At 73.4% G+C, this 23,605-nt stretch carries 2 protein-coding genes; one reads left to right on the top strand and one right to left on the bottom strand.

From position 1 onward, the window contains the following. Positions 1 to 755 precede the first annotated feature (755 nt). A complete protein-coding gene (locus QYS60_RS12330) occupies positions 756 to 1,100 on the top strand; it encodes a VOC family protein (RefSeq protein ID WP_371383295.1) in 345 nt (114 codons plus the stop codon). A gap of 133 nt (positions 1,101 to 1,233) precedes the next feature. Here QYS60_RS12330 and QYS60_RS12325 read toward each other — a convergent pair whose 3' ends face one another. After that, positions 1,234 to 23,247 carry a non-ribosomal peptide synthase/polyketide synthase gene (locus QYS60_RS12325; protein WP_371383294.1) on the bottom strand — a complete coding sequence of 7,338 codons (22,014 nt, stop codon included), beginning with the start codon at positions 23,245 to 23,247 and terminating at the stop codon, positions 1,234 to 1,236. Positions 23,248 to 23,605 lie beyond the last annotated feature (358 nt).

Here is a 23,605-nt window from a genome sequence, read left to right as displayed (position 1 = left end):
CACGTCTGCCGGTGCCGATCCTGCACGCGCCCGGTTCGGGCCATCGGCCGGTTCGGGCGCCCGCGTCCCACCGTCCGTGGGGAGGCTTCCGGCACGCTACTTGACATAATGTGCATTATCGGCAATCTGGTGTACGGCGGTGACCAGCCGTTTGTTCCGCGCGAGGCCCGGTCGAGTGCCGAGAACACCGCGAACGTGTCCGTGCCGGCGGCGTCCGCACCGACGGCGTTCGTCCGCCCCGGTGCGGCGCACGCCGCCCGGCATTCGCATCGGCGGTTCGTGACCGGCGCGACGACTGCCTGCACCCGCCCGCCGGACGCGCCCCGGCTACCACCCGCGAATCTCCGCTCGGCCTCGCTCGCGTTCCGGCGCGACCCGCCTCGTCCCCTCCACGGCTCGGCGGCTGACGATCAATTCGTCACAGTGACGATTAACGGGGCGAGAGCTGGCAGCTCGTGCGCTGGCGCACCGGCATTCGATCCACGGCGACTCGCTCGCGCGCGTTGCCGGCACACCTCGGAATCATCCGGCGTGTGCCGGCATCGTGCGGGCCGGACTATCGCCGCCGTGGGCTCGCGATCCGCGAGGCGGGCGCGACCCTCCTCCCCTCGCCCGTGGGAAGCTCCGCATCGATTCGACACTGTGACGTAACTCGGGCGGGGTGGGTCGACCGGTGTCCGACGGGACGATCGACTCTCGTTGTCTCGGTGGCGATCACCTCAGGCTTTCCGGACGTTCGCCGAACGAGGGTTTTCGTGAGCAGCCATGAAGTGAAGATGATCGTGCTGTCGCCCGACGAGTCGATCAAGTTCTACAGCGCGACCCTGGGCATGGCGTCGACGTTCCGGGACGGCGCCTATTTCGCTGCCCTCGACGGCGGCGGGGTCACCCTCGCGCTCGCGACCGCAATCGATCATCCGATCCTCGGCCGGGTGGTCGTCGGTATCAAGACCGGCGGCGTCGATGCGGCCGCGAAGGCCGTCGAAGAAGCCGGCGGCGGCATCGCGAAGGGCCCGTACGACGACGCGCACGAGCGCCGCGCCGTGGTCTACGACAACAAGGGCACCGGGTTGGTCTTCTCCAGCCCGCTCGGACGATGAGCGGGCGCTTGCGGCGGTGACCGAACGCTGATCCCGGGTCACCGCCGCGTGCCCGGCCCTCGCCTCGAGCGACGCGCGGCGGATCGCATGAGCAGCCCGGTGGCGGAAGGATGATGCGGTCCGGACGGCGGTGTCAGTTCCGCGGGCCCGCGCCGGTGACCGCCGGGTCCGCCAGCCGCGCCGACAGGACCTGCACGATCGCCTCGACCGCGTGCGGGGACACCATCTCGTGGTGATCGCAGTCGATCCGGTACTGGTGGATCTCCCCCGACACCACGTTGTGCCACGCCGCGACCGCCGCGACCGGGGCTGCGGACCGGACGGCGGTGAAGAACAGCACGTCCCCGTCGAAGGTGGCGGGCGCGTGCCGGCGGGCCGCCCGCAACGCGGCGGCCGAACCCCGGTGGATCCGCTCGAGGTGCGCAGCCGTCAGACCGGTGCCGCCGCCCAGCGCCGCATCGAGCAGTTCCGACGCCTGCTCGTAGGTCGGCTCCTGTTCGGTGTCGAACGGCACACCCAGATCGCGGAGCATGTCGCGGATCCCGACCGAGCCGGCGCCGCGGACGCTGAGGTGACTGTCGAGCAGGGCGAGGGTGTCCACCCGCTCCCCTGCCCGGCGCAGCTCCACGGCGACGGCGTGGGCGACGACCCCGCCGAGCGACCAGCCGAGCAGGTGATAGGGGCCGTGCGGCTGGATGCGGCGGATCTCCTCGACGTACCGCTCGGCCAGCGCGGTGACCGACTCCGGGGCGGGACCACCGCTGAGAGTGGGCAACTGGAGACCGTAGACGGGGCGGTCACCGCCGATGCGTTGGGCGAGCGGCGCGTAGGCCCACGACAACCCGGCGGCCGGGTGGACGCAGAACAGCGGCGTGCCGGTCCCGTCGCGCAGCGGTACGAGCACCTGCAGCGCCGCGTCGATGCCGGCGCGGTCCTGCGGACCGCTCAGATGGGCGGCGAGGCCGGCGGGGGTCGGATGCGTGAAGATCGAGTGCAGCGGCACGGGCCGCCCGAGACGCTCACCGAGCGCCGGCAGCATCCGGGTGGCGAGCAGCGAGGTGCCGCCGAGGTCGAAGAAGTTGTCGTCGACCGAGACCCGATCCAGGCCGAGGTAGTCGACGAACACCCCCACCACGGTGCGCTCGAGTTCCGTGGCCGGGGCACGGTAGGTGCCGCCGAGCGCCGCGAAGTCCGGCTCCGGGAGGGCGCGCCGGTCCAGTTTGCCGGCCGGCGTGAGCGGGATCCCGTCGAGCACGACCACGGCCGTCGGCACCATGTGGGCCGGAAGCTGTTGTGCCACAAATGATTTTATGTCGGCGGGATCGGGGGCGGCGCCGGGGGCCGGTAGGACGTAGGAGGCGAGGACGGTCTCCCCCGACGGGGCGGTGCGGCCGACGGTGTGGGCGAACACCACGTCCCGGTGCCCGGTGAGCGCGGCGTCGATCTCGGCGAGTTCGATGCGGAACCCGCGGACCTTGACCTGGAAGTCGGAGCGGCCGACGTACTCGAGGTTGTGGTCCTTGGTCCAGCGCACCACGTCGCCGGTGCGGTACAGCCGCTCCCCCGGCACCCCGAACGGATCGGCGACGAACCGGGCGGCGGTCAGGTCGGGGCGGGCGTGATAGCCCCGCGCGAGGCCCGGTCCCGCGACGTACAGCTCGCCGGCGACGCCGACGGGCACCGGCCGCAGCCGGGCGTCGAGGACGACGGCGTGGAAGGCGCGGGTGGGGCGGCCGATGGTGACGGGCTCACCCGGCGCCAGGGGATCGCTGATGGAGGTCATGATGGTCGCCTCGGTGGGGCCGTAGGCGTCGACCATGCGGCGGCCGGGGGCCCAGCGGGCGACGAGTTCGGGTGGGCAGGCCTCCCCGGCGACGAGGAGCACCCCGACACTGTCGACGGCGTCCGGGTCGAGGGACGCCAGCGCGGTCGGGGTGATGAACGCGTGAGTGACCTGCTCGGTGTGCAGGACCTCGGCGAGCTCGCTGCCGCCGTACACGGCCGGGGGCACGATCACGAGGGCGGCACCGGCGGAGAGGGCCATCATCTGTTCGAACACCGAGGCGTCGAAGCTCGGCGAGGCCAGGTGCGAGACGCGGCTGCCGGGCCGGACGTCGAGGTGCAGGTGTTCCTCGACGGCGAGGTCGGACAGGCCGCGGTGGGTGAGCACGACGCCCTTGGGGCGGCCGGTCGACCCGGAGGTGTAGATCAGGTAGGCGGGATGATCGGGGTCGAGGGGGGCGGTGCGCTCGGCGTCGGTCGGGGGTTCGGGTGAGTACGGTGCGAGTTCGGCGACGGTGGTGGCGGAGTCCAGCGCGAACCACGGCACGGTGGCGGGCAGCGCGTCGCGATGGGCGGTGACGGTGAGGCCGAGGGCGGCGCCGCTGTCGGTGAGCATGTACTCGATGCGTTCACGCGGGTAGCTCGGGTCGACGGGCACGAATGCGGCGCCGGTCTTGGTCACGGCCCACAGGGCGGTCACGGAGTCGAGGCTGCGGGGCAGACCGAGGGCGACGACGGTCTCGGGGCCGACGCCGTAGTCGACGAGCATCCGGGCGAGGCGGCTCGAGTGGGCGTCGAGTTCGCGGTAGGTGGCGCGGCGGGGCCCGTCGACGACGGCGAGGGCGTCCGGGTCGACGGCGACGGCGTCGGCGAGGATCTGCGGCCACACCCGGGTGCCGAGGGTGTGCGGGCCGTGGGCGGGGACCAGGGCGCGGCTCTCCTCGGCGGTGACGAGGTCGATGTCACCGACGGGTGTGTCGGGGGCGGCGGTGACGGCGTCGAGGAGGCGGACGAACCGGTCGGCGAAGGCGGTGACGGTGTCGGCGTCGAACAGGTCGGTGGCGTAGACGAGGGCGGCGTCGAAGCCGGCGGGGGCGCCGGTGTCGTCGTGGTTCTCGCCGAGGAGGAGTTCGAGGTCGAAGTTGGCGACCGTCGGGTCGAGCGGCACCCCACTGACGGTCAGGTGCGGCAGTTCGAGGCGGGGACGTGCGGTGTTCTGGAATTCGAGCGAGACCTGGAACAGCGGCGCGTGGGCTGTGGAACGAGCCGGGTCGACGGTTTCGACGACCTGTTCGAAGGGGACGTCGGCGTGGGCGAAGGCGTCGAGGTCGGTGCTGGTGACGGCGGTGAGCAGCTCGGCGTAGGTGAGCTGTCCGGGAACGTGGGTGCGCAGCACCAGGGTGTTGACGAACATGCCCACCAGATCGTCGAGGGCACGATGCCCCCGCCCGGCGATCGGAGTCCCCACCGCGATGTCGTCGCTGCCCGACAACCGCGCCAGCAACACCGCCAGCACCGCGTGCACCGCCATGAACACGGTCGTGCCGTGCGCGGCGGCGAGGCGGGTGAGGCGTTCGTGCAGGGCGGCGTCGACGGGGAAGCGGACGACGTCGCCGCGGAAGGACTGCTGGGCGGGCCGCGGCCGGTCGGTGGGCAGGGCGAGGACTTCGGGCAGACCGGCGAGGGCGGTGCGCCAGTAGTCGAGCTGGGTGGCGGCGAGGGAGCCGGGGACGGCGGCGTCGCCGAGGCGGTCGACCTGCCAGAGGGTGTAGTCGGCGTACTGCACGTCGAGCGGCGCCCAGGCGGGTGCGTCGCCGCGGGTGCGTGCCTGGTAGGCGGTCATCAGGTCGCGGGCGAGAGGCCCGGTGGAGAAACCGTCCCCCGCGATGTGGTGGACGACGAGGACGGCGAGGTGCTCGTCGCGGCCGAGCGCATACACCCGTGCCCGCAGCGGCACGTCGACGGTGATGTCGAATCCGGTGGCGGCGAACTCCGCGGCGGCGGCGAGGACGGTGTCCTCGGTCGCGGGCACGACGTCGACGGTGAGACCGACGTCGTCGGCGTCGAGGATCCGCTGCACGGGCCCGTCGGGACCGGCCGGGTAGACGGTGCGCAAGCTCTCGTGCCGGGCCAGGACGTCGCGGACGGCGGTGTCGAGCGCGGCGACGGACAGATGACCGGTCAGCCGGATCGCGAGCGGAATGTTGTAGGCCGGGGAGCTGGTGTCGAACTGGTTGACGAACCACATCCGCTGCTGGGCCGGGGACAGGGGGATGCGGTCCGGGCGGGGGCGGCGGACCGGGCCGGCACCGGTGGCCGGTTCGGCGCCCGGGGTCGCGGCCAGCCGGGCCGCGAGGGCGCGGACGGTGGGCGCTTCGAACAGGGCCCGTACCCCGAGGTCGACGCCGAGGGCGGCGCCGAGACGGGACGCGGCGCGGGTGGCGACGAGGGAGTTGCCGCCGATGTCGAAGAAGTTGTCGGTCACCGAGACCCGGTCGAGGCCGAGGACGTCGGCGAACACCCCGGCGACGACGGATTCGAGCCCGTCGGCCGGTGAAGTGTAGTCCCCGCTGCCGCCGGACAGGTCCGGTGCGGGCAGGGCACGGCGGTCGAGTTTGCCGACCGGGGTGAGCGGGATCTCGTCGAGGACGACGACCGCGGCGGGCACCATGTGCGCGGGCAGCCGGTCGCCGACGTGCGCGCGCAGGGCGTCGGTGTCGATTCCGTGGCCGGGGGTGGGCAGCACGTAGGCGACGAGCACGGTCTCCCCGGAGGGTGCGGTGTGGCCGAGGGTCGCGGCGAACGCGACGTCCGGGTGACTGCACAACGCGGCGTCGATCTCGCCGAGTTCGATGCGGAACCCGCGGACCTTGACCTGGAAGTCGGAACGGCCAACATATTCCAGTTCGAGGGCGTCGGTCCAGCGCACCACGTCGCCGGTGCGGTACAGCCGCTCCCCCGGCGCTCCGAACGGATCGGCGACGAACCGGGCGGCGGTCAGGTCGGGGCGGGCGTGATAGCCGCGGGCCAGGCCGAGGCCACCGAGGTACAGCTCGCCGGCGACGCCGGCGGGCACGGGGCGCAGGGCGGCGTCGAGGACGACGGCGCGGACCCCGCGCAGCGGGCCCCCGAGGGTGACGGGTCCGGCGGCGGTCATCGGGGCGCTGATCGCGGCCATGATCGTGGTCTCGGTGGGACCGTAGGCGTTGACCATGCGCCGGCCCGGTGCCCACGTGTCGCGTAGTTCGGCCGGCCACGCCTCGCCGCCGACGGCGAGGTCGACGAAGGCGTCGAGGTCGGCGGCGGGCAGGGAGGCGAGGGCGGCGGGGGTGATGAAGCCGTGGGTGACGCCGTGCTCGCGCAGGACGCGGGCGAGTTCCTCACCGCCGTACACGGTGGGTGGGACGACCGCGAGGGCGGCGCCGGAGCCGAACGCGAGCAGGTACTCGAAGATCGAGGCGTCGAAGCTCGGGGAGGAGAAGTGCATGACGGTCGCGCCGGGTCCGGCGCCGAACCGCTCCCGCTGGTCGAGGGCGAAGTTCTCGAGGCTGCGGTGGGTGGTCACCACACCCTTCGGGCGGCCGGTGGAACCGGAGGTGTAGATGAGGTAGGCGGGGTGGTCCAGCCGCAGGGGGCCGCGGCGGTCGGCGTCGCCGAGGGGGACGGCCGGGGTGGCGGCGAGCCGGGCGGCGAAGTCGTCGGTGTCGACGGGGAGCCAGCGGACGGTGCCGGGCAGGGTGTCGTGGTGGGCGGCGGTGGTCAGCCCGAGGGCGGCGCCGCTGTCGGCGAGCATGAAGGCGATGCGGTCGGTGGGATAGTTCGGGTCGACGGGCACGAACGCGGCACCGGTCTTGGTCACCGCCCACATCGCGGCCACCGAATGCAGTGACCGTGAAATCCCCAGGGCCACGAACGTTTCCGGGCCCACGCCGAGGTCGGCCAGGATCCGCGCGGCACGGGTGGACCAGTCGTCGAGGCGGCGGTAGGTCCACCGGGCGGCGCCGTCGACGATCGCGACGGCATCCGGGTGCGCGGCGGCGGTCGCGCCGAACACCTCCGGCAGGGTGCGGGTGGTGCCGCCGACGGGACCCCGGACCGGCGCCAGGGCGGCGCGTTCGTCGCCGACGAGCACGTCGACGGCCGCGGCCGGGGCGTGCAGATCGCCGGCGAGAGCGGTCAGGACCTTCTCGACGCGGTGGGCGACGGTCTCGACGGTCGCCCGGTCGAACACCTCGGGCAGGTACTTCAGCCGCAGGTGCAGGGTGGCGGTGTCCCCGCTGCCGGACGGGTGGGCGACGATGCTCAGAGGGTAGTGCGTGGCGTCGTGGCCGCTGATCCCGGCCACCCGCATCCCGGCGATGTCGGTGTCCTCGGTCAGACCGGCCCGGTCCACGGGGTAGGACTCGAACACGGTGAGGGTGTCGAAGCCGGCGGCGGCGCCGACCCGGCGTTCGATGGCGCTCAGACCGATGTGGTGGTGGTCGAGCATGGCTGCCTGCTCGGCCTGTACCCGGTCGAGCAGGGCGCCGAGGGTCTCGGCGGGGCGCACGGTGACCCGGACCGGGACGGTGTTGATGAACAGCCCCACCATCGACTCGATTCCGGTGACCTGCGGGGGCCGGCCGGAGACGGTGGCGCCGAAGACGACGTCGTCGCGGCCGGTCAGCGCACCGAGCACGAGCGCCCATGCGGTCTGCACCACGGTGTTGACGGTCACGCCGCGGTCGGCGGCGACGGCGTCGAGGCGCGCGGCGAGCCCACCCGGAAGGTCGAGGTCGAGGTCTTGCGAGACCGCGGCGGTGCGGCCGGGCCGGTGGGTGGGAGCGAGCAGGGTGGGCTCGTCGAGGCCGGCGAGGGCGTGGGCCCAGGCGTCCGCGGCGGCGTCGGTGTCCTGCCCGGCCAGCCACTGCAGGTAGTCGCCGTAGCTGCGCGGGCGGCCCAGGGACGCGGTGTCGCCGTCGGTGGCGTAGAGCAACAGCAGGTCCTTGACCAGCAGCGGGGTGGACCAGCCGTCGAGCAGGATGTGGTGGTTGGTCAGGGCCAGCCGGTACCGGTCGACGGCGACCCGCACGAGGGTGGCGCGCAGCAGCGGGGCGACGGCGGTGTCGAAGCGGGTGCGGCGGTCCTCGTCGAGCAGGCGTGCCGCCTGGCGGTCCGGATCGTCGAGTCCGGTCAGGTCGAGCACCGTCCAAGGTAGGTCGACGCGGGCGGGCACGACCTGCACGAAGCCGCCGGAGCCGTCGTCGGCGAACGCGGCCCGCAGGTTGGGGTGGCGGTCGAGCAGCAGTTGCGCGGCTCGGTGCAGCCGGTCGGGGTCCACGGTGCCGTGCAGGTCGAGGACGAGTTGGACGACGTAGGCGTCGGCGGACTGCTCGGCGAGCAGGGCGTGGAACAGCAGCCCGGCTTGTAGCGGGGCGACGGGCCACACGGTGGCCAGGCCGCCGTCGTGGCCGGCCCCGCGGTAGTGGCGTTCGAGGCGGTCGAGGGCGGGCTGGTCGAGGGCGACGAGGGGCACGTCGGAGGGGGTCAGGCCACCGGCGTGCGGGCGGTGGACGTGCCGGGCGAGGGCGGCGGCGGCGGCCGCCCACCGCTCGGTGAGGGCGGCGACGTCGGTGTCGGCGAGCAGGTGCTGCGGGTAGGACCAGGTGGCGCGCAGCACGGGCCCGTCGGGGGTGGGCACGGTGACGGCGTTGATGTCGACGACCGCGGCGGCCGGCATGTCCGGGCTCTGCGCGCCGCCCCGGTCGAAGGCGTCGACCGGGAGCCACGGGGTGTCCGTGTCGGCGACGGCCGGGGTGAGACGACCGAGGTAGTTGAAGCTGATCTGCGGGGCGGGGTGGGTGCGCAGCCGGGCGGCGGTGTCGGCGTTGAGGTAGCGCAGCAGGCCGAACCCGATGCCGTGGTCGGGGACGGCGGCGAGCTGTTCCTTGACGGCCTTGACGGCCGCGCCGGCAGCGTCGCCGCCGTCGAACGCGTCCGGCAGGTCGACATCGCCCAGGTCGAGCCGGACCGGATGGATGGTGGTGAACCAGCCGACGGTGCGGGACAGGTCCGCGCCGGGGGCGACCGCGGTCTCGCGGCCGTGGCCTTCGAGGCCGATCAGCACGTCGTCGGCGACGGTTCCGCGGTCGCGGCGCCAGGCGGTGACCGCCAGTGCCAGGGCGGTGAGCAGGCCGTCGTTGACGGTGCCGTGGAACGCGCCGGGCACCGTGGTCAGCAGCGCGGCGGTGACGTCGGCGGGCAGGTCGGTGGCCACGGTGCGGACCGTGGCGTTGGTGTCGACGACCGGGTCGAGGGGACGGTCCCCGAGCAGCGGGTCGTCCCCGTCGAGGATCGTGGTCCAGCGGTCGAGTTCGGCGACACGGTCGGCGCGGTGCGCGGCGTCGACGAGGGCGTGCGCCCAGCGCCGCACGGAGGTGCCGGCGGGGGTGTCCTCGATCGCGGTGCCGTGGCGGGCGGCGGCCCATGCGGCCGCGAGGTCGGGGACGAGGATGCGCCAGGACACGCCGTCGACGGCGAGGTGGTGCACGACCAGCAGCAGGCGCCCGGAGCCGGCGGCGGCGTCGAACCATACTGCCTGCAGCAGGATTCCGGCGGCGGTGTCGAGCCGGTCGGCGGCGGCGTCGAGTTCGGCGGCGGCGAGGGCGAAGAAGTCGTCGGTGTCGGCGGCGGTGGTGACGGGGACGCGGTGGATGAGCGTGTCGGCGGTGACCGCGCCGGGTCCGCGGACCTGCAGGCCGACTCCGGCGGGGTCGTCGACGTCGGGGACGAAGCGGGCGCGGAGGATGTCGTGCCGGTCCAGCACCGCCTGCAGCGTGGCTGTCAGGGTGGCGCGGTCCAGCCCGGCGGGCAGCCGCAGCAGCGCGGCCTGGGAGTAGCGGTCGATGCTGCCGCCGCGTTCGAGCATCCACCGCACGATCGGGGTCAGGGGAACGGCGCCGACGCCGCGGCCGGGCAGCTCCGCGAGGACGGCCGGGCCGTCGCCGAGGGTGGCGACGGCGGCGAGCGCGGCGGGGGTCTTGCGTTCGAACACGTCCCGGGGGCTCAGCTCGATCCCGGCGGCGCGGGCGCGCGAGACCAGCTGGATGGACATGATGCTGTCCCCGCCGAGCGCGAAGAACGAGTCGTCCACGCCGACCGTGTCGAGGCCGAGGACCTGCGCGAACAGCTCGACGAGCTGCTTTTCGAGGTGGCCGGCGGGGGCGCGGGTCGCGGTGACCAGCGCACCGAAGTCGGGGTCGGGCAGTGCCCTGCGGTCGAGCTTGCCGGTGGCCGTGACCGGCAGGGTGTCGAGGACGACGAGGGTGGCCGGGACCATGTAGGCGGCGAGACCGCCGGCGACCTGCTCGAGCGTGGCGGCCACGTCGACGGTCGCGCCGATCTGCGGAACCACGTACCCGACGAGGCGGTCGGCGGCCCGTTCGTCGCGGTGGAGCACGACGACGGCGCGGGCGACGCCCGGGCAGCGCAGCAGCGCCGCCTCGACTTCGCCGAGTTCGATGCGGAAACCGTGCAGTTGCACCTGGAAGTCGCTGCGGCCGAGGTACTCGAGGCGGCCGTCGCGGCGCCGGCGGGCGAGGTCGCCGGTGCGGTACATGCGGGCGCCCGGTCCGGTGAACGGGTCGGCGACGAAGCGCGCGGCGGTCAGGTCGGGGCGGCCGAGGTAGCCGCGGGCGGCTTGTTCCCCGGAGACGTACATCTCGCCGATCACTCCCGGCGGCACCGGGTGCAGGCGCCGGTCGAGGACGTGCACGGTCAGGCCGGGGATGGCGTCGCCGATGACGCTGGCCGACGCGGTCGCGGCGAACTGCCGGTCCAGCGGCTGCAGGGTCACGTGCACGGTGGTTTCGGTGATGCCGTACATGTTCACCAGCGCCGGGGCGGTGTCCGGGTGGCGGCGGTACCAGCGTTCGAGCTGGGCGAGGTCGAGGGCCTCGCCGCCGAAGACGACGTAGCGCAGCGACAGGGCGTGGTCACCGGCGGCGCGGTCGGCCTCGATCAGCTGGTAGAACGCGGTGGGGGTCTGGTTGAGCACGGTGACGTGCTCGCGGCGCAGCAGGTCGAGGAACGCCTCCGGGGAGCGGGCGGTGTGGTGGTCGACGACGACGAGGCGGCCGCCGTAGGCGAGGGCGCCCCACAGTTCCCATACCGAGAAGTCGAAGGCGTAGGAGTGGAACATGGTCCACACGTCGTGCTCGTCGAACCCGAATCGGCCCTGGGTTTCGGCGAGGAGGGTGACGACGTTGCGGTGCGGGACGACGACGCCCTTGGGTCGGCCGGTCGAGCCGGAGGTGTAGATGACGTAGGCGGTGTGGTCGGGGTGCAGCGCACCGAGCCGGTCGGCGTCGGTGAGTGGGCCGTCGGGCAGGTCCGCGAGGCGGGCGGCGGTGTCGGGGGTGTCGAGCAGCAGCATCGGGGTGTCCCCGGCGGGCAGGGCGGCGGTGGTGGCGGTGGTGGTGACGATGCACACGGGCCGGGCGTCGTCGAAGAGGAACGCGAGCCGCTCCGGCGGGTAGGACACGTCGACGGGCAGGTATCCGGCGCCGGTCTCGAGGACGGCGAGCAGGGTGACGATCAGGTCGGTGGAGCGGGGCACGGCGACGGCGACGAGCCGGTCGGGTCCGGCTCCGTGGGCGACCAGGGCCCGGGCCAGGCGACGTGCCCGTGCGGCGAGTTCGCGGTAGGTCAGCGCCGGGGTCGCCGGGTCGGTGGGGGCGGTGATCGCGACCGTGTCGGGTCCGGCGGCGACGGACCGCGCGAACACGGCGGTGAGGGTCTCGGCGTGCCGGCCGGCGCGGGGCGCGGGCGCGGGTCGCTCGGTGGGGTCGAGCAGGTCGAGGTCGCCGACGGGCCGGGCCGGGTCGGTGGTGACGGCGGTGAGCAGCCGCACGAACCGTTCGGCGAAGGTGGTGACGGTGTCGGCGTCGAACAGGTCGGTGGCGAAGGTGAAGGCACCGGTCATGCCGGCGGGGTCGGGACCGGCGGTCGGGTTCTCCCCCATCGTCAGCTGCAGGTCGAACTTGGCGACGGGGGCGTCGGCGTCGAGGGCGTCGACGGTCAGGTCCGGCAGCTGCAGGTGGGCGCGTTCGTTGTTCTGGAATTCGAGGACCACCTGGACGAGCGGGGCGTGGTCGGTCGCGCGGGTGGGGGCGAGGGCGTCGACGAGTTTCTCGAAGGGCAGGTCCGCGTGGCCGAACGCGGCGAGATCGGCCTCGCGGGTGCGTTCGAGGTGGTCGGTGAACGGCAGTGCGGGGGTGACCGGGGTGCGCAGCACCAGGGTGTTGACGAACATGCCGACCAGATCGTCGAGGGCACGATGCCCCCGCCCGGCGATCGGAGTCCCCACCGCGATGTCGTCGCTGCCCGACAACCGCGCCAGCACCACCGCCAGCACCGGGTGCACCGCCATGAACACGGTGGCGCCGTGGGCGGCGGCGAGGTCGGCGCGGCGGCGGTGCAGCTCGGGTTCGATGTCGAAGCGGACGGTGGCGCCGCGGAACGACTGGTGCGGCGGGCGGGGCCGGTCGGTGGGCAGGGCGAGGACTTCGGGCAGGTCGGCCAGGGTGGTGCGCCAGTAGTCGAGCTGCCGGGCGGTGAGCGAGTCCGGGTCGGCCGCGTCGCCGAGGACCGCCCGCTGCCACAGCGCGTAGTCGGCGTACTGCACCGGCAGCGGCGTCCAGGCCGGGTCCTGCCCGCGGGTGCGGGCGGCGTAGGCGGTCATCAGATCCCGCGCCAGCGGCGCCATCGACGCCCCGTCCGCCGCGATGTGATGCACCACGAACACCAGCACATGCTCCTCGTCGCCCAGCACGAACAACCGCGCCCGCACCGGCACCTGCGCCGCCACATCGAACCCCGCGGTCACCTCCGCCGCCACCCGCTGCGCCAGCTCCCCGGCGGACACCGGGACCGGGTCGAGGTCGGGGGTGGCCTGGGCGGGATCGGTGACCAGCTGCGCCGGTCCGGTGTTCTCGCTCGGGTACCAGGTGCGCAGGGTTTCGTGGCGGACGATCAGGTCGTGCACGGCGGCGGTGAGCGCCGCCCGGTCGAGTCGGCCGGTCAGCCGGATCGCCAGGGGGATGTTGTATGCGGCCGAGGTGGTGTCGAACTGGTTGACGAACCACATCCGCTGCTGCGCCGGGGACAGCGGGATCCGGTCCGGGCGCGGGCCCGCGGTGAGGGGGACGCGGGGGCCGCCGGCGTGGTCGTCGAGAATGCGGGCGGCCAGGGTCCGCACCGTGGGAGCCTCGAACAGCACCCGCACGCCGGCGTCGGTGCCGAGGGCGTTGTTGATGCGGGCGACGACGCGGGTGGCGATCAGCGAGTTGCCGCCGAGGTCGAAGAAGCTGTCGTCGACGGAGACCTTCTCGTGGCCGAGGGCCTCGGCGACGATCTCGGCGATGACGGTCTCGGTGTCGGTGGCCGGGGCGCGGTATTCGCCGGTGGCCGACAGGTCCGGCACCGGGAGGGCGCGGCGGTCGAGTTTGCCGACGGGGGTGAGCGGGATCTCGTCGAGGACGACGACCGCGGCGGGCACCATGTGGGCCGGCAGTTGCCCGGCGACGTGCCCGCGCAGCGCGGCGGTGTCGACGTGGTGGCCGGTCTCCGGCAGCACGTAGGCGACGAGGGCGGTGTCGCCGGACGGGGCGGTGTGCCCGATCGTCACCGCGAAGGCGACGTCGTCGTGGGCGGCGAGGACGGTGTCGATCTCGCCGAGTTCGATCCGGAACCCGCGGACCTTGACCTGGAAATCGGAACGCCCCAGGTACTCGACGGTGCCGTCGGTGCGCCAGCGCACCACGTCGCCGGTGCGGTACATCCGCTCCCCCGGCGCCCCGAACGGGTCGGCGACGAACCGGGCGGCGGTGAGGTCGGGGCGACGATGGTAGCCGCGGGCGAGGCCGGCGCCGGCGATGTAGAGCTCACCGGCGACCCCGGTGGGGACCGGCCGCAGTCGTTCGTCGAGGACGACTTCGTGGAAGCCGATCGCGGGCCCGCCGACGGTGACGGTGGTGTCCGGACGCATGTCGGGGCTGACGCTGGTTTCGATGGTGGCCTCGGACGGGCCGTAACCGTTGTACATGTGCCGGCCCGGCGCCCACCGCTCGACCAGTTCCGGTGGGCAGGCCTCCCCGGCGACGACGAGCACGCGCAGCTCGTCGAGCCCGGTGGGGTCGAGGGAGGCGAGGGTGGTGGGGGTCACGAAGGCGTGGGTGATGTGTTCCTCACGCAGGATGCGGGCGAGTTCCTCGCCGCCGTAGACGGTGGGCGGCACGATGACGAGGGTGGCGCCGGCGCAGAACGCCTTGGTCAGCTCGAACAGGGACGCGTCGAAGCTCGGCGACGCCAGGTGCGACACGCGGGCCCGGTGGGTGATCGAGAAGTGTTCGCGCACTTCGGCGTTGAGGTTCGTCAGGCCGCGGTGGGTGACGACGACGCCCTTGGGGCGGCCGGTCGAGCCGGAGGTGTAGATCAGATAGGCCGGATGGTCGTACCGCAGCGGGGCCCGACGGTCGTCGTCGGTGACCGGGGCGGGCGAGACGGCGTCGAGCCCGCGGCGCAGGCCGGGGTCGTCGAGCAGCAGCCACGGCACCGAGTCGGTGGGCCACACGTCGCGGTGCGCGGTGGTGGTCAGCCCGAGGACGGCCCGGCAGTCGTCGAGCATGTAGGCGATCCGCTCGGCCGGGTAGCCGGGATCGACGGGGACGAACGCCGCTCCGGACTTGGTCACCGCCCACACCGCCGCCACCGACTCGATCGACCGGGAAATCCCTAGCGCGACGAAGGATTCGGGCCCGACGCCGCGCTCGACGAGGACCCGGGCCAGCCGGTTGGACCACGCGTCGAGCTCCCCGTAGGTGACGGTGCGGCCCTCGAACGACAGGGCGACCGCCTCCGGCACGATCGCCGCCACCGACGACAGCAGTTCGGGCCACAGCTGCGGGGAGACCGCGGGCCGGCCCCGCGCCGGGGCCAGGGCGGCGAATTCACGGGGGGTGACGATCTCCACGTCCCCCACCGTCACGGCCGCATCCGCGGTGACGGCGTCGAGGATCCGCACGAACCGGTCCGCGAACGAGGCGACCGTGGCGGCGTCGAACAGATCGGTGGCGTAGGTGAACGCCGCCTGCACGCCGGCGTGTCCGGGCCGTTCGGCGATCGACAGCTGCAGGTCGAACGGGGACAGGCCGGGATCGAGGTCGAGCACGCGGGCCGTGGCGCCGGGCAGGGCGATCTCGGGGCGCTCGATGTCCTGGAATTCGAGCAGCACCTGGAACAGCGGCGGGTAGGACGTCGACCGGGGCGGGTCGAGGGCCTCGACGAGCCGCTCGAACGGGACGTCGGCCTGCCCGAACGCCGCCAGGTCCGCCGACCGGATGCGCCGCAGCAGCGCGTCGAACCGTTCGCGTTCGTCGACCGGGGCCCGCAGCACCACGGTGTTGACGAACATGCCGACCAGATCGTCGAGGGCGCGGTCGCCACGGCCGGCGACGGGGGTGCCGATCACGATGTCGTCGCTGGAGGACAGCCGCGCCAGCAGCACCGTGAGCGCCGCGTGCACGACCATGAACAGCGACGCGTCGTGCGCGCGGGCCAGCGCGAGCATCCCGCGATGGGTCTCGGTGCCGATCTCGAAGGCCACGCGGGCACCGCGGCCGGACTGCTGCACCGGACGCGGCCGATCCCACGGCAGCTCGAGCAGTTCCGGTGCCCCGGCCAGTTCCTCGTGCCAGAACGCGAGCTGCCGCGCGGCGAGGGTGGCGGGCTCGGACTCGTCGCCGAGGACGGCGTGCTGCCACAGCGTGTAGTCGGCGTACTGCACCGGCAGCGGCGACCAGGTGGGGGCGTGCCCCTCGGCGCGGGCGGCGTACGCGGTCATCAGATCCCGCCCCAGCGGCCCCATCGAGAATCCGTCGGCGGCGATGTGGTGCACGACCAGGACCAGCACGTGGTCGGTGTCGGTGACGGTGAGCAGCCGGATCCGCACCGGCACCTCGGTGGCGACGTCGAAGCCGGTGCCGACGATCCGGTCGATGTGCGCGGGCACCGTGTCCTCGGTCTCGACGGGGGTGACGGTGAGGTCGGGCTGCCACACCGCAACGGGCAGCACGACCTGTACCGGGCCGTCGTCGGTGAGCGGGTAGCGCGTGCGCAGCGTCTCGTGGCGGGCTGCGACGTCGGCGGCGGCGGCCCGCAGCGCCGCGTGGTCGAGCGTCCCGGTCAGGCGCAACGCGACGGCGATGTTGTAGGCCGGGGACGTCGTGTCGAACTGGTTGATGAACCACATGCGCTGCTGCGCCGGGGACAGCGGGACCACCGGCGGCCGGGTCGCGGCGGCGGCGAGCGGGGGCCGGGCCGCGGCGTCGCGGTCGCGCAGCCGCTCGGCCAGGGCCGCGACGGTGGGGGCGTCGAACAGGTCGCGCACGCCCACGTCGGTGCCGGTGGCGGCGGCGATGCGCGCGGCCATCCGCATGGCCAGCAGGGAGTTGCCGCCCAGTTCCAGGAAGTTGTCGTGCACCCCGACCCTCGGCACCGCGAGCAGATCGGCGAAGATCTCGGCCAGCACCTGCTCGACCGGGGTCCGCGGCGCGACGGGGTCCGTCGCCCGGCCGGCCGCGAGATCCGGGGCGGGCAGGGCCTTGCGGTCGAGCTTGCCGTTCGGGTTGAGCGGGAACCGGTCGAGGACGACGACGTGGGTGGGCACCATGTAGCCGGGCAGCCGGGCCGCGGCCGCCTCGAGCATTGCCGCGGTGTCGACGGTGCGGTCGGACTCGGGCACCACGTACGCCACGAGCACCCCGTCGGAACCGTCGGCGGCGCCGGCGGGCCGGTGCACCACGACGGCGGTCTGCGCGACGCCCGGGTCCGCGAGCAACGCGTGCTCGATTTCGCCGAGTTCGATCCGCAGGCCCCGGAGCTTGACCTGGAAGTCGGTGCGGCCGAGGTAGACCAGATTGCCGTCGCGACGCCAGGACACGAGGTCGCCGGTGCGGTACATGCGGGTGCCGGGCGGGCCGAAGGGGTCGGCGACGAACCGGTCGGCGGTCAGGTCGCCGCGCCTGACATAGCCGCGGGCGAGCTGGATGCCGGACAGGTACAGCTCCCCGACGGCACCGACGGGGACGGGGTGCAGCCGCGCGTCGAGGACGTGGACGCGGGTGTTCCACACCGGTGCCCCGATCGGCACGACGTCGAGGTCGTCGTCGGTGCAGGCCCACGAGGTGACGTCGACGGCGGCTTCGGTGGGCCCGTACAGGTTGTGCAGCGCGGCGGCGGGGAATGCCGCGCGGGCGGCGGTGACCGTGGCCGGGGGCAGCGCCTCGCCGCTGCAGAACAGCAGCCGCAGCGACGTGCAGCGGGTCGCGTCGGTGGCGGCGACGAACACCGCGAGCATGGACGGCACGAAGTGCGCCACGGTGACGTGCTGCTGCTCGACGACGGCGGTGAGGTAGGCGGGGTCGCGGTGTCCGTCGGGGGCGGCGACGACGAGCCGCGCCCCGGTCTGCAGGGGCCAGAAGAACTCCCACACCGACACGTCGAACGTGAAGGGGGTCTTCTGCAGGACGGTGTCCTCGGCGGTGAGCGGGTAGGTGTGCTGCATCCACCGCAGCCGGTTGACGATCGCGGCGTGCGTGACCGCGACGCCCTTGGGGCGGCCGGTGGAGCCGGAGGTGTAGAGCACGTAGGCGAGGTGGTCACCCGTCAGCGGGGCGGGGCGTTCCTGCGGGGTGAGGGCGGCGGCGGATTCGCCGCTCAGCTCCAGCCGGTCGAGCTCGAGGACCGGCGCGGGGGTGGGCAGCGGCGTCCGGTCGGCGGTGGTGGTGAGCACGCACACCGGGCGGGCGTCGGCCAGGACGTATTCGAGCCGGTCGGCGGGATGGTCGGGGTCGAGCGGCAGGTATGCGCCGCCGGCCTTGACGACCGCGTACATCCCGACGAGCAGCTCGACCGAGCGGCGCATCGCGAGGCCGACGAGACGGTCCGGGCCGACCCCAGCGGCGATCAGGTGCCGGGCGAGCCGGTTGGTGCGGGCGTCGAAGTCGGCGTAGGTCACGGTCTCGTCGCCGAACACGACGGCGTCGGCGTCGGGGGTGCGGGCGGCCTGCCGGGCGAACAGGTCGGCGAGGGTGTGTGCGGTGCGGGACGCGTCGGTGGCGTTCCAGCGCCGCAGGATCAGCTCGCGTTCCGCGCCGTCGAGCAGGTCGAGGTCGCCGACGGGCACGTGCGGGGCGCTGGTCACGGCGGCGAGCAGCCGCACGAACCGTTCGGTGAGGGCGGTGACGGTGCCGGCGTCGAACAGGTCGGTCGCATACGACAGGGCACCGGTGAGAGCGGGGGCGGCCCCGTCCTGGCCGGGGACCTCCGTCAGGGTCAGATGCAGGTCGAATTTGGTGGTGCCGGTGTCGATTTCGGAGATGTCGACGGTCAGGCCGGGCAGCTGCAGGTGGGCCGACTCGTTGTTCTGGAACGCCAGCATCACCTGGAACAGCGGCGCGTACGCCTCGGACCGGTGGCCGGGGACGGCATCGACCAGGGCGTCGAACGGCAGGTCGGTGTGGGCGAGGGCGTCGAGGTCCCGGTCCCGCACGCGGGTCAGGTGTTCGGCGAAGGTGTGCCCGGCGTCGACGGGGGTGCGCAGTACCACGGTGTTGACGAACATGCCGACCAGATCGTCGAGGGCGCGGTCGCCGCGACCGGAGACGGGGGTGCCCACGGTGATGTCGTCGCTGCCCGACAGCCGGGCCAGCAGCACCGCCAGGGCGGCGTGCACCGTGATGAAGGGGGTGGCGCCGTGGGTGCGGGCCAGGTCGCCGACGGCCCGGTACAGCTCGGCACCGATGTCGAAGCGGACGGTGGCGCCGCGGAACGACTGGTGCGGCGGGCGGGCCCGGTCGGTGGGCAGCGCCAGCACCTCCGGTGCTCCGGACAGGGTCTCGCGCCAGTACCGGAGCTGGGCGGCGGCGAGCGAGTCCGGGTCGGCCGGGTCGCCGAGGACCGCCCGCTGCCACAGCGCGTAGTCGGCGTACTGCACCTCGAGGGGCGTCCAGGCGGGGGCGGAGCCGTCGGTGCGGGCGGCGTAGGCGGTCATCAGATCCCGCGCCAGCGGCGCCATCGACGCCCCGTCCGCCGCGATGTGATGCACCACGAACACCAGCACATGCTCCTCGTCGCCCAGCACGAACAACCGCGCCCGCACCGGCACCTGCGCCGCCACATCGAACCCCGCGGTCACCTCCGCCGCCACCCGCTGCGCCAGCTCCCCGGCGGTGACGGTCGTCGCGGTGAGGTCGACGGGCACCTGCTCGACCGGGCGGATCCGCTGGACGGGTCCGTCGGCGGTGGCCGGGAACTCGGTGCGCAGGGCCTCGTGGCGGGCGAGCACATCGGTGACGGCGGCGGCGAGGGCGTCGCGGTCGAGTCGGCCGCGCAGCCGGATCGCCATCGGGATGTTGTAGGCCGGGGAGGTGGTGTCGAGCTGGTTGACGAACCACATCCGCTGCTGCACTGCGGAGACCGGGAGCACGTCCGGGCGGGGTCCCGCCACCAGCGCCGTCCGGGTGCTCGCGGCGGCGCCGGCGGTCAGGGCGGCCAAGGTCCGCACCGTCGGCGCCTCGAACAACGCCCGCACCCCCAGGTCGGTGCCGAAGGCGGCGTTGACGCGGGCGACGACGCGGGTGGCGATCAGCGAGTTGCCGCCGAGGTCGAAGAAGCTGTCGTCGAGACCGACGCGGTCGACGCCGAGAAGTTCGGCGAACACCTGCGCCACCGTCCGTTCGGCGTCGGAGGTCGGCGCGACGTAGGTGCCGCCGTCGGGCGCGAGCACCGGAGCGGGCAGCGCGCGGCGGTCGAGCTTGCCGACGGGGGTGAGCGGGATCGCGTCGAGGACGACGATCGCCGTGGGCACCATGTGCGCCGGCAGGCTCCGCGTCAGGTGCGCGAGGAGGGCGCCGGGTTCGGCGGTGTGCCCGGCCGGCGGCAGCACGTAGGACACCAGGACGGTGTCGCCGGACGGGGCGGTGTGCCCGATCGTCACCGCGAACGTGACATCGTCGTGCTCGGTCAGGACGGTGTCGATCTCGCCGAGTTCGATCCGGAACCCGCGGACCTTGACCTGGAAATCGGAACGCCCCAGATATTCGAGGGCGCCGTCGGTGCGCCAGCGCACCACGTCGCCGGTGCGGTACATCCGCTCCCCCGGCGCCCCGAACGGATCGGCGACGAACCTTTCGGCGCTGAGCCCGGGCCGGCGGCGGTAGCCGCGGGTGATGCCCGGTCCGGCGATGTAGAGCTCACCGGCGACCCCGACCGGCACCGGCCGCAGCCGGGAATCCAGGACGACCTCGTGGGTGCCGCGCACGGGGGTGCCGATCGGGATCGTCGGTGCCGGCGTCAGCGGGCCGCAGATGTTGACGACGATGGTGCACTCGGTCGGGCCGTACGCGTTGAACATCCGCCGGCCCGGGGCCCAGCGGGCGACGAGTTCGGGCGGGCACGCGTCGCCGGCGACGGTGACCGACTCGGTCGCGATGCCCTCCGGGTCGACCGAGGCCAGCGCCGCGGGGGTGGAGAAGGCATGGGTGATGCGTTCCTCCCGGAAGAAACGGGCGAGTTCCTCGCCGCCGTAGATCGTCGGGGGCACCACGACGAGGGTGGCGCCGATCGCGAAGGCGGTCATGTACTCGTACACCGAGGCGTCGAAGCTCGGGGACGAGAAGTGCGAGACCCGCGAGTGCGGGGTGGGGCCGTGCCGGCCGTGCAGTTCGGCGCACAGGTTCGCCAGACCGCGGTGCGGGACCACCACGCCCTTCGGTCGACCGGTGGAGCCGGAGGTGTAGATCAGGTAGGCGGGATGGTCGAAGTGCAGCGCGCCGCGGCGGTCGAGGTCGGACACCGGGCCGTCGGGGACCGGATCCAGCGCCGTGACGAACTCCGCGGCGTCGAGGACCAGCCACGGCACGTCGTCCGGCAGGCCGTCACGGTGGGCGGTGGTGGTCATACCGAGCACCGCCCCGGAGTCGGCGAGCATGTACTCGATCCGCTCGGCCGGGTAGGTCGGGTCGACCGGCATGTAGGCGGCACCGGACTTGGCCACCGCCCAGATCGCGGCCACCGATTCGAGGGATCGGGCGATGCCGAGGGCGACGAACGTCTCCGGGCCGGCGCCGGCGTCGATCAGCACCCGGGCGACCCGGTTGGACCAGGCGTCGAGCTGCCCGTACGTCATCGTGCGGCCTTCGAACTCGATCGCGCTCGCTTCCGGGACGTGCGAGGCCACCGCGGTGAGGATTTCGGGCCACAGCTGCGGGGACGATCCGGGTAGTCCGCGGACCGGGCTCAGCTCCCCCGCTTCCTCCGGGAAGACGACGTCGACGTTGCCGACCGGCGCCGTGGGGTCGGCGACGACGGCGCCCAGCACCCGCAGCAAACGTTCGCAGAACGATCGTGCGGTGGCGGGGTCGAAGAGGTCGGTGGCGTAGGTGCACCGCAGGTGGGTGCCGTCGGGGCCGGTCGCGGTGTGCAGCACGAGTTCGGCGTGCGCGAGGCCGTCGTCGGCGGCGGTGCCGGCGGGGTCGAGCAGCACCGGCAGGGCGGGCACGTGCTGGGCGTCGAAGCACCGGGCGAGCCGGTCGGCCGGGATGTCGGCGTGGGCGGTGGCGGCGGCGTGGATCGCCGTGATCCGGCCGAGGAGCTCGGCGAACGGCTCGTTCTCGTCGAGCTGGACCCGCAGCGGCAACGCCCCGGCCGGGGCGGAGAGGCCGACGAGGGTGTCGGTGCCGGCGGTGAGCCGGCCGACGAGGACCGCGGCGGCGGCGTGCAGCACCTCGGGGGCGGTGGCGCCGTGGCGCCGGGCGAGGGCGCCCACCCGGTCCTCGACCTCGGCGGGGAGGGGCAGGTCGAGCCGGGCGGCGGCGGGGGTGCTGCGCGGACCGGTGCGGCGACGGTCGGTGGGCAGCTGGAGGTGTTCGGGTGCCCCGGCCAGGGCGGCCCGCCAGAACCGCTCGAGGTCGGCGTCGCGGCGCAGGCGCTCGGCGACGGCGGCGGTCGCGGGGTGGATCCGCGCGACCGGCGTGTCCGGTTCGGCCCGCAGGAACTCGGTGAACAGCTCGAGGAAGCGACCGTGGTGCTCGCGCAGTTCACCGGGCTCGTACTGATTGGGATTGCCGCGGAAATCCAGGAAGGTCCGGGCGGGGGTGCCGCTCTGATAGATGTTGACCAGCAGGTCCTCGACCGGGCCCGAGGTCATGATGTGGAACTCGCCGCGGATGGGGCCGAGCGCGATCTCCTGCCGGAAGAGCATCACGTTGATCATCGGCCCGCCGTAGCTGTGGACCCGGCCGGCGGTGCCGGTCTCGCGGCGGATGTCCTCGAGGCTGAACCGCTGGTGGCGCAGCGCACCGGTCAGCTCCAGCTGGGCGCGGTGCACCAGGTCACCGCGGGTGTCGTCGTCCTCGAGGCGGATGTGCAGCGGCGCGGTGTTGACGAGCATGCCGCCGGAACGCTTCGCCGCCACGGTGGTCCGCGCGAACACCGGCAGGTTGAGTATCACGTCGGCGCGGCCGGTGATCCGGGAGAGGTAGCACGCGAACGCCGCGACCACCGTCGCGGCCGCCGACGATCCGCTCGCGGCGTCCGCGTCGGTCAACCGCGCGACCAGGTCGTCGGGCAGGGTGACGCTGTCGAGGGTGCTGCGCGCGGCGGTCGGGGCCGTCCGCCGCGCCAGGGTCGATCCGTCCTCGAGCCCGGCGACCCGCTCGATCCAGTAGTCCCGGTCGCTCGTGTACCGGCCCGAACCGCGGTAGTCGAGGTCGGACTGGTAGAGGGCGTACAGGTCGGCGGCGGTGGGTGGTTCGGGGGCCCGGCCCTCGTGGGCCGCCGAGTACAGGGCCGCGATCCGGTTGACCATCGTCATGGCGCCGAAACCGTCGAGGGCGACGTGGTGGATCCGGCTGTACCACAGGTGTCGTCGCTCGCCGATCCGCAGGATCGTCATGTTCACCAGCGGGTCGTGGGCCAGATCGACCGGGGTGGCGTAGTCGGTGTTCATCCACTGCTGCGCCGCGGTCATCGGGTCCGGGGCATCGGAGAAGTCGAGCAGCGGGACGTCGCTGCGGTCGAGGTCCGGATCGACGTACTGGTAGGGCTCGCCGTCGACCTCGACGACGCGCAGGTACGGCGACTGGAACTCGCGAGCGGCCTCGTGCGCGACGGCGCGCAGCAGATCCAGATCGAGGTCTCCGGACAGGTCGACGTACTGGGCGATGCAGACGGGGACCTCGGGTGCCAGCTGTTGCGCGACCCAGATCGAACGCTGGGCGGACGACAACGGGAAGGCCCCGGGCGGAATGTGCAGCCGCTCTTGCAACGAACTCCCCTTCACGAAAGTGATTCCAGTGATGTCCTGGCACCCCCCGGCACCGTGCAGGAAAACCTCTCGATCGGATCGACGTGGCTGTAGCCCTCACCCCTTCGATCGTCCGCGCCCTCGAAGATGTGACAGCGGGCGCTCCCTCAAGCTAGACCACCGCGCCGACGTCCCGACCCGAAACCGGAGCGAAAAATCGACCCCCGGGGCCGCATCGTTCCCGAGTCGAGACCTGGGCGGGGGTCCGTGGCCGTCTCGACGGCGGATCGACGGGAGATTGTTACCGTTCCATCGCGCTCCGGTCACCGGATGCGCTCGAATCACGGTTTCGGGACCCGCTTTTCGGTCCGGTTTCCGG

It is taken from the genome of Rhodococcus sp. GXMU-t2271 (assembly GCF_041414735.1).
Taxonomy (GTDB): domain Bacteria; phylum Actinomycetota; class Actinomycetes; order Mycobacteriales; family Mycobacteriaceae; genus Rhodococcus; species Rhodococcus indonesiensis.
Note: the sequence above shows the minus strand (reverse complement) of the source record. Positions and strands in the feature narration are given on the sequence as shown.